General features: G+C 74.9%; 8 protein-coding genes. 6 read left to right on the top strand and 2 right to left on the bottom strand.

The genetic code is table 11. The features are described 5' to 3' along the window. Positions 1-85 precede the first annotated feature (85 nt). A complete protein-coding gene (locus HLB09_RS10035; RefSeq protein ID WP_171203243.1) occupies positions 86-259 on the top strand; it encodes a hypothetical protein in 174 nt (57 codons plus the stop codon). A 218-nt stretch (positions 260-477) separates the two neighbouring features. Here HLB09_RS10035 and HLB09_RS10030 read toward each other — a convergent pair whose 3' ends face one another. Then, positions 478-1,437: an alpha/beta hydrolase gene (locus HLB09_RS10030; protein ID WP_171203242.1), complete on the bottom strand. Its 960-nt coding sequence runs from the start codon at positions 1,435-1,437 to the stop codon at positions 478-480. Between the two features lie 282 nt (positions 1,438-1,719). On the opposite strand from HLB09_RS10030, the gene HLB09_RS19965 reads away from it, so the two are divergent. Then, on the top strand, positions 1,720-2,208 hold the full coding sequence (locus HLB09_RS19965) for a GNAT family N-acetyltransferase (protein WP_171203241.1): 489 nt from the start codon (positions 1,720-1,722) through the stop codon (positions 2,206-2,208). 127 nt (positions 2,209-2,335) lie between these two features. Beyond that, entirely contained in the window at positions 2,336-3,541 is a 1,206-nt protein-coding gene (locus tag HLB09_RS10020) for an MFS transporter (protein ID WP_171203240.1), read from the top strand. Between the two features lie 241 nt (positions 3,542-3,782). Here the strand turns inward: HLB09_RS10020 and HLB09_RS10015 are convergent, their stop codons facing one another. Continuing rightward, complete coding sequence (locus HLB09_RS10015) at positions 3,783-4,325, bottom strand: dihydrofolate reductase family protein (protein WP_171203239.1); 543 nt, start codon at positions 4,323-4,325, stop codon at positions 3,783-3,785. A gap of 723 nt (positions 4,326-5,048) precedes the next feature. Here HLB09_RS10015 and dnaK point away from each other — a divergent pair. From dnaK to HLB09_RS10000, 3 genes are all read left to right on the top strand, one after another. Further along, positions 5,049-6,935: a molecular chaperone DnaK gene (gene dnaK, locus HLB09_RS10010; protein WP_171203238.1), complete on the top strand. Its 1,887-nt coding sequence runs from the start codon at positions 5,049-5,051 to the stop codon at positions 6,933-6,935. Beyond that, entirely contained in the window at positions 6,932-7,612 is a 681-nt protein-coding gene (locus HLB09_RS19960; protein ID WP_171203237.1) for a nucleotide exchange factor GrpE, read from the top strand. Before dnaK ends, HLB09_RS19960 begins: the two co-directional genes overlap by 4 nt. Before the next feature lie 109 nt (positions 7,613-7,721). Next, positions 7,722-8,093: DnaJ domain-containing protein (locus HLB09_RS10000; RefSeq protein WP_171203236.1), on the top strand; the 372-nt coding region annotated here is incomplete at its 3' end.

The following is an 8,093-nucleotide window of genomic DNA, read 5'->3' as shown; positions in this document are numbered from 1 at the left end:
GTGACGGGGGGCAGGTCGCGGGGACGGGCGTCACCTCGCCGGCCTGCTCCACCGTGACGTCGTCGAGCGCGCCGAGCTCGTCGTCGTGGGTCACCTCGCCCGGTCCGCCACGCTGCTGCAGGTCGCCGAGCCGTCGCCCGAGCACCCGGCGGCGGCGACGTCGGACCAGGGTGCCGACCACTCCGGCGTCCGGCGGGCCGCCGAGGGCTTCCTGCACGGCAGCGGCCCGGTGGACGGCCGAGATGTGCTCCGTCCCTGAGACGGTGGCGGGCCCCAGGGCGCACCGGTGTCGACGACGAGGGCGGCGCCGCCGGCGGGGGGCGGGTGCGCCAGGCGCGCGAGGACAGGTCGGTCAGCCGTCTGGAGGCCGTGGAGAGGGCGGCGGCGACGCTGCCGTGACCCACCCGGGCGCCCGGGCGCCGGGGCGTCAGCCCGTGCGGCACCGGGCCACGTCGGCCCGCTGCAGGCCGGCGCTCCTCAGGCCGAGGCGTCCCACCGCAGCGGTGGACGCTCGGGGAAGAGGGCCGCGTGCAGGGCTGACGCCTGCGCGCGCCAGAAGACCCGTGAGACGTGCTTGCTGGGGAAGAGCGCGTCGAAGCCGTGGAAGGCCCCCTCGACGACGTCCAGGGCGCACGCGACACCCGCCTCCCGCAGCCGGTGCGCGTACCGCACGTCCTCGTCGTGGAAGAGGTCGAGCGTGCCGACGCCGACCCACGCCGGCGGCAGCCCGGCGAGGTCGGCGCGACGGGCGGGGGCGGCGTACGCCGAGATGCCGGGGCTGCCGGGCGGGACGCCGAGGTAGGAGGTCCAGCCGTACCGGTTGCTCGCGGGCGTCCAGACCCGGACGCCCGGCACGGGCGCGCCCTCCCGCACGACGGTCCGGTCGTCGATCATCGGGTAGACGAGCAGCTGGAAGGCGACGGCCGGCCCGCCCCGGTCGTGCGCCAGGAGCACGAGCCCCGCGGCCAGGCCCCCGCCGGCGCTCGCCCCGCCCACGGCGATCCGCTCCGGGTCGACCCCGAGGTCGTCCGCCCCGGTCGCCAGCCAGCGCAGCGCGGCGTAGCAGTCCTCCACCTGGGACGGCGCCTGGGCGCCCGGGGCGAGCCGGTACTCGACGCTCGCGACGACGACGCCGAGGGTGCGGGCGAGGTCCATGTTGGCGCGCTCGTCGATGAGGGCCGTGCCCGAGACCATCCCGCCGCCGTGGACCCACAGCAGCGCCGGGACGCGTCCCTGCGCCGAGCGGGGCCGGTAGGTGCGCACCCGCACCGCGGGCGCGCCGTCCGGGCCCGGGACGGCGTGGTCCTCGACCAGCAGGTCCTCGACGCCGCGCGTGCCCCGGGGTCTCACGCGGTTGAGCAGCGACGTCGACACCGGCCCGAAGCGCACCGGCGGGATGAGGCGGCCGACCGCCAGGTCGGGGTGGAAGCGGACCACGGCGGGCCTCCGGCGTCTGCGTGCTGCGGGTGGGCTGGGCGTCGCCCCAGCGGGTGCTCGGGCGAGTGGGGCGGGGGCCCCAGGCAGGCTCCCGGACGCCGGGGAGCCGGCGGTCGCCAGGTGTCGTCCGCGCGCACGACAGTCCTGCCGGGACCCACTGGTGCTGTCGTGGACCGGAGCGGCTGGCCCGCGACGTCTCGTCGTCGTGCCGCCGCTGACGTCTCGCGGTCCTCCACGGCCGAGGTCCTCGCCACGACGCGGTCCTGGTACGAGGCTGCCGCCGTGACGGCGATCGGCGTGCGGCCCATGACGCAGGAGGAGTTCGCCACCTGGCAGCACCAGGTCGCCCGCGCCTACGCCGACGAGCAGGTCGCGGCGGGCAGCTGGCCGGCCGACGGCGCTCTCGAACGGGCCCTGGAGGGCAACGCCAGGTGGCTCCCGCGAGGACTGGCCACCCCGGACATGCTGCTGCTGCGGGCCGTCCTGCCCGACGGCACGCCCGTCGGCCGGGTGTGGATCGGGCTGCGCCACCCGAGGGGGACACCTGACTGCGCCTTCCTCTACGACATCGAGGTCGACGCCGAGCACCGTGGACGCGGGCTCGGGCGGGCGCTGCTCGAGCAGGCCGAGCTCGCCGTGCGCGCCCGCGGTGTCGGCTCCCTCGAGCTCGACGTCTTCGGGAGCAACGCGGGCGCCGTCGGCCTGTACGCCTCGGCCGGGTACGCCGTGGTGACCCAGCAGATGCGCAAGAACCTGGGGGCGGCCGACTGACGCCGGCGACCACCGCCGCCGACGGCACCGCCCCGTCCACACCACGCCTCGAGTCTGCTCCCAGCAGCTCGGCAGGAGGGCCAGGCGGGACCAGGCGGGCCGGGGCAGGTCGTGATGAGGTCACGGCATGGGCCTCGGGAGAGCGTTCTGGCGGTTCTGGGCAGCGACCGTGCTGGCCAACGTCGGCGACGGCATCCGGCTGGCGGCCTTCCCGCTGCTGGCCGCGTCGCTGACCGACGACCCGGCGCTCGTGGCCGTCGTCGCCGCCGCCGCAGGGCTGCCGTGGCTGGTCACCGGCCTCGTCGCGGGGCTGCTCGCCGACCGCGCCGGCGCGCGGCTGCTACTGGTCACGGCGGACCTGACCCGCACCGCGGTGCTGACGGGTCTGGTGGTGGCCCTGGTGACCGGGACGGCGACCATCCCGGTCGTCGCCGCCGCGGCGTTCCTGCTCGGGGTGGGGGAGACCGTCCGCGACACCACCGCCCAGACCGTCGTCCCCCGCCTGGTGCCCACCGGCCTGGTCGAACGGGCCAACGGGCGGATGACCGCCGGGGAGGTCGCCGGCAACGAGCTCGTCGGTCCCCTCGTCGGGGCCTCGCTGTTCGCCGCCGGCGCGGCGCTGCCCTTCGTGGCGAACAGCGCTGCCCTGGCCTTCGGGGTGCTGCTGGTCCTGACCGTGCCCGCCGCGGTGCTGGCCCACCGGCCGCTCACCGCCCCGACCGCCGAGGCGGCGCCGGCGGGGCTGTGGGGCGGTCTGCGGTGGCTCTCGCGGCACCGGACCCTGCGGGCCCTCGCCGTGGTCGGCGCCGTGGTGGCCCTGGCCGACAGCGCCTGGTTCGCCGTCTTCGTGCTGTACACCGAGGTGCGCCTCGACCTGGGCGCGGTCGGCTTCGGGCTGCTGCTGGCCACCGGCGCCGTCGGCGGCCTCGGCGGTGCCTGGCTGGCTGACCGCGTCATCGGCGTCGGCCGCCACCGCACCGTCCTGACCTGGTCCATGGCCGCCACCGCCGTCGCGCCCGCGCTGCTGCTCGTGGCTCCGGACCGGTGGGCGGCCGTGGTCGTCGTCGTGGTGACCTCCGCCGCCTTCGGCGTCTTCAACGTCGCCGCCGGGTCGCTGCGCCACCGCCTCACCCCCGGGCACGTCCTCGGCCGGGTGGTCGCCGTGTGGCGCACCGCCGTCCTCGGTGCCTCCGGAGTCGGGGCGCTGGCCGGTGGGCTCGTGGCCTCCCGGCAGGGCCTGCAGGCACCGTTCGTCCTCAGCGCCCTCCTCGGGCTGCTGGCCGTCGCAGTGTGGTGGCACGCCACCCGACGGACCCCCGACCTGCTCGCGTGACGACCCCGAGCGCCCGGCGGGCGGTCGCGGTGGCGCCAGGCCAGCCGCTGCCCGACGCCGCCTCCCATGGAGAGGCCGACGACGTGCGCGCGGGAGACGCCGAAGGCCTCCACGGGGAGGGAGGCGAGTCATCGCTGGCCGCTGAGACGGCTGCACAGCGACGAGACGAGCAGGGTCGCGGCGGCCGGCTGTCACCGCCGCCGACGTCCTCGAGCTGCTCGAGGCCGACAGAGGACGGTCATCACGCGGATGTGCGTCCGTAGTGGAGCAGCAGTGCGCCTGAGGCGCTGGCGCGGCTCTCCAGCAGGCGCCACCGGCTGGGGGGCAGCGGCTGGTCGAGCAGCCGGCGTCCGCTACCGGCGACACCGCCGGTGACCACCAGCCTCAGCTCGTCCACCACGCCGGCGGCGAGCGAGGAGCGCACCAGCTGGAGGCTGCCGTGGACGCCGATGTCCCCGCTGTCGCCGGAGCGCAGTCGAGACACGTGCTCCACCGCGTCACCGTGGACGGGCGAGCTGCCCCGCCAAGCGGGCGTCAGCGCCCGACTGGTGATGACGTGCTCGTCGGTGGCGTTGATGAAGCGGGCGAAGGGCTGGACGTCCGAGGTGGGCCAGTAGCCCGCCCAGTGGTCGTAGGTGCCGCGCCCGAGCAGGACCAGGTCCTGGGTGGCGGTGGTCGTCGCCAGGTTGGCGACGACGTCGTCGTCGACGTCGGACATCCAGTCGCTCGGCTCCTCGGCCACCCCGTCGAGGGAGAGCAGCTCGTAGGCCACCACTGTGCGCACGTCGTCCGTCCTCCCGTCGGTGCGGCCCTGACGACGTCTACGACCCGCGACGCCGCGGGAACTCATCGCCCGGTGCACGTCCGTGTCCTCGAGCGGCGGGCGTGCAACGGTCGTCCGCTGACGCCGCGCAGGTGTCCGTCGGGCACTGTCCGCACCGGGGCGCTGCCCGGGCGGCCAGTGACCTCACGAGGCGGGGTGGCGCCTGGCGGGCCGTCGAGGTCCACCCGCCGGTGGTGCGGTGCTCCGGGGGTCCACGACACCGGCGTCGTCGACGAGCAGGCGGTCGGGCTCGAGGTCTGCGGCAGTCGCTCAGGAGGTCTGGGCGCGTCACTGGAGCGCGCCGGTCACAGCCCTCCCGGCTCTCACGCAGTCAGCCTGGCAGGCGCGTCGGCCGCCTCGTCCGCTGACGCAGGTCACTCATGGGGCAGCCCGGCTCACCCGCCACCGGCGCTGTCCTCCCGCGGCCTGTCGGTGCGACACGAGATCCGAACGACGACACGGCGGATGACACGAGAGCTGCACGGCGACACGTCGTGGCGGATCCCGGACGCACGGCGCCCGACGACCACTCGCGCCCGGGAACACCCTCCCCCCTGCTGCAGTTGAGTGAGGCAGGCTCAACCACGGCGGCTCCGGTTTGACACCGCGCACCGCCCGTCGCAAGGTTGAGCGCACTCGGCTCAAGACCTGAGCAACCACACGCAGCACCCAGGAGGACCCCCCATGGCTCGAGCGGTCGGCATCGACCTCGGCACCACCAACTCCGTCGTCTCCGTCCTCGAGGGCGGCGAGCCCACCGTCATCGCGAACGCCGAGGGCGGGCGCACCACCCCCTCGGTCGTCGCCTTCGCCAAGTCCGGCGAGCCGCTGGTCGGCGAGATCGCCAAGCGCCAGGCGGTGACGAACGTCGACCGCACGATCACGTCGGTCAAGCGCCACATGGGCACCGACTGGTCCACGGAGATCGACGACAAGAAGTACACGGCGCAGGAGATCTCCGCCCGCGTGCTGCAGAAGCTCAAGCGGGACGCGGAGTCCTACCTCGGCGAGACGGTCACCGACGCCGTCATCACCGTCCCGGCGTACTTCAACGACGCCGAGCGCCAGGCCACCAAGGAGGCCGGCGAGATCGCGGGCCTCAAGGTGTCCCGCATCGTCAACGAGCCCACGGCCGCCGCGCTGGCCTACGGCCTCGACCGCGGCAAGGAGGACGAGCTGATCCTCGTCTTCGACCTCGGCGGCGGCACCTTCGACGTCTCCCTCCTCGAGGTGGGCAAGGACGCCGAGGACGGCTTCTCCACGATCCAGGTCCGCGCCACGAGCGGTGACAACCGCCTCGGCGGCGACGACTGGGACGCGCGCGTCGTCCAGCACCTCGTCACCACGGTGAAGAACAGCTCGGGCGTCGACCTGTCCAAGGACAAGATCGCCATGCAGCGCCTGCGCGAGGCGGCCGAGCAGGCCAAGAAGGAGCTCTCGTCGGCGACGAGCACGAACATCTCGCTGCAGTACCTGTCGATGACGGAGAACGGCCCCGTCCACCTCGACGAGAAGCTCACCCGCGCGCAGTTCGAGCAGATGACGAAGGACCTGCTCGACCGCACGAAGGAGCCCTTCAACCGGGTCATCGCGGACGCCGACGTCAAGGTCGGCGACATCGACCACGTCGTCCTCGTCGGCGGCTCCACCCGCATGCCGGCCGTCGCGGACGTCGTCCGCAGCCTCACCGGCGGCAAGGAGCCCAACAAGGGCGTGAACCCGGACGAGGTCGTCGCCGTCGGCGCGGCCCTGCAGGCCGGCGTCATCGGCGGTGAGCGCAAGGACGTCCTGCTCATCGACGTCACCCCGCTGTCCCTCGGCATCGAGACCAAGGGCGGGATCATGACCAAGCTCATCGAGCGCAACACGGCCATCCCGACCAAGCGCTCCGAGGTCTTCACGACGGCCGACGACAACCAGCCGTCCGTGCAGATCCAGGTCTTCCAGGGCGAGCGCGAGCTGGCCCAGCACAACAAGCCGCTCGGCAACTTCGAGCTGACCGGCATCGCGCCGGCGCCCCGCGGCATCCCGCAGATCGAGGTCACCTTCGACATCGACGCCAACGGGATCGTCCACGTCTCGGCCAAGGACCGGGGCACGGGCAAGGAGCAGTCCATGCAGATCACCGGGGGCAGCGCGCTGTCCAAGGAGGAGATCGACCGCATGGTCCGCGACGCCGAGGCGCACGCGGAGGAGGACAAGAAGCGTCGCGAGGAGGCCGAGGTCCGCAACCAGGCCGAGCAGCTCCTCTACTCCACGGAGAAGTTCCTCGCCGACAACGACGACAAGCTCCCCGAGGACGGCAAGTCCGAGGTCAAGGGCAAGGTCGACGCGCTGCGCACCGCGCTCGCGGGCGACGACGTCGAGGCCGTGAAGTCGGCGCAGGAGGAGCTCGCCACGGCGAGCCAGACCCTCGGCGCCGCCATGTACGCCCAGCAGCAGGAGCAGGGCGCGGGCGACGCCACGGCCGAGGGCGCCGCCACCGGCGACGCCGGCACCGCCAGCGCCGACGACGACGTCGTCGACGCCGAGATCGTGGACGAGGACGAGCGCAAGGACGACGCCAAGTGACGGCCGGAGCCACCGGTCCCGAGCAGGGCGGCGAGCAGCCGCGCGACCCGCGCGAGCCGGACCCGGTCGTCCGCGACCGCCGGCGCGTGGACCCGGAGACCGGCGGGCTGCGCGAGCAGCCCGCCGGGCCGGCCGGGGACGCCACGGCGGGGGAGCAGGGCGCGAGCGGCGCCGCGGCCGACCCGGACGCCAGCGCCTCCGACCTCACGGCGGAGGACGTCCTGGCGGACGCGGCCGGCGGGGAGGACCTGCGCGCCGCGCAGGCCCTGGCCGACCAGCGGCTGGAGGACCTGCAGCGCCTGCAGGCCGAGTACGTCAACTACCGCAAGCGGGTCGACCGCGACCGGGACGTCTCGGCCACCGCGGCGAGGTCCTCGGTCTTCGAGGCCCTGCTGCCCGTGCTCGACGACGTCGTGCTCGCCCGCACCCACGGGGGCCTGTCCGAGGGCCCCGCGGCCTCCATCGCGGACAAGCTCGAGGGCACCCTCGAGCGGCTCGGCCTCGAGCGCTACGGCGAGGCGGGCGAGGCCTTCGACCCGGCCGTCCACGAGGCGCTCATGCACGGCCACGCCGAGGGCATCGAGGTCACCACGGTGACCCAGGTGCTCCAGCCCGGGTACCGGGCCGGCGGCCGGGTCCTCCGTGCGGCGCGCGTCGCCGTCGCGGACCCGCAGTAGGAAGGCAGCACCACCGGCGCCCCGCCCGGCGAGGGGGTGCGCGCACCAGCACGAGCAGCACCGGCAGGCGGGCCCGCCCGCCGCCGACCGAGCAGGTGAGGAGCCGCAGGTGTCCGGGCAGGACTGGATCGAGAAGGACTTCTACGCCGAGCTCGGCGTGCCCAAGGACGCCAGCGCGGCCGACGTCAAGAAGGCCTACCGCAAGCTCGCCCGCACCCTGCACCCCGACGCCAACCCGGGGGACGCGGCGGCGGAGAAGCGCTTCAAGGAGGTCGGCGAGGCGTACTCGGTGCTCTCGGACGCCGAGAAGCGCCAGCAGTACGACGCCGTGCGCGCCATGGCCGGTGGCGCCCGCTTCAGCGCCGGCGGCGGGGGCGCGGCCGGCCCCGGGGCGGGCGGCTTCGAGGACCTCTTCGGCGGCATGTTCGGCCAGGGCGGCCAGCGGGCGCGCTACGGGCCGGGCCCCGGCGGCGGGGCAGGT

It is taken from the genome of Pseudokineococcus marinus, from assembly GCF_013004605.1.
Classification (GTDB): domain Bacteria; phylum Actinomycetota; class Actinomycetes; order Actinomycetales; family Quadrisphaeraceae; genus Pseudokineococcus; species Pseudokineococcus marinus.
Note: the sequence above shows the minus strand (reverse complement) of the source record. Positions and strands in the feature narration are given on the sequence as shown.

Bases quoted from the DNA above. Each gene is read 5' to 3' on its own strand.
- dnaK (WP_171203238.1), top strand. From the start codon at position 5,049: ATGGCTCGAGCGGTCGGCATCGACCTCGGCACCACCAACTCCGTCGTC.
- HLB09_RS10020 (WP_171203240.1), top strand. From the start codon at position 2,336: ATGGGCCTCGGGAGAGCGTTCTGGCGGTTCTGGGCAGCGACCGTGCTG.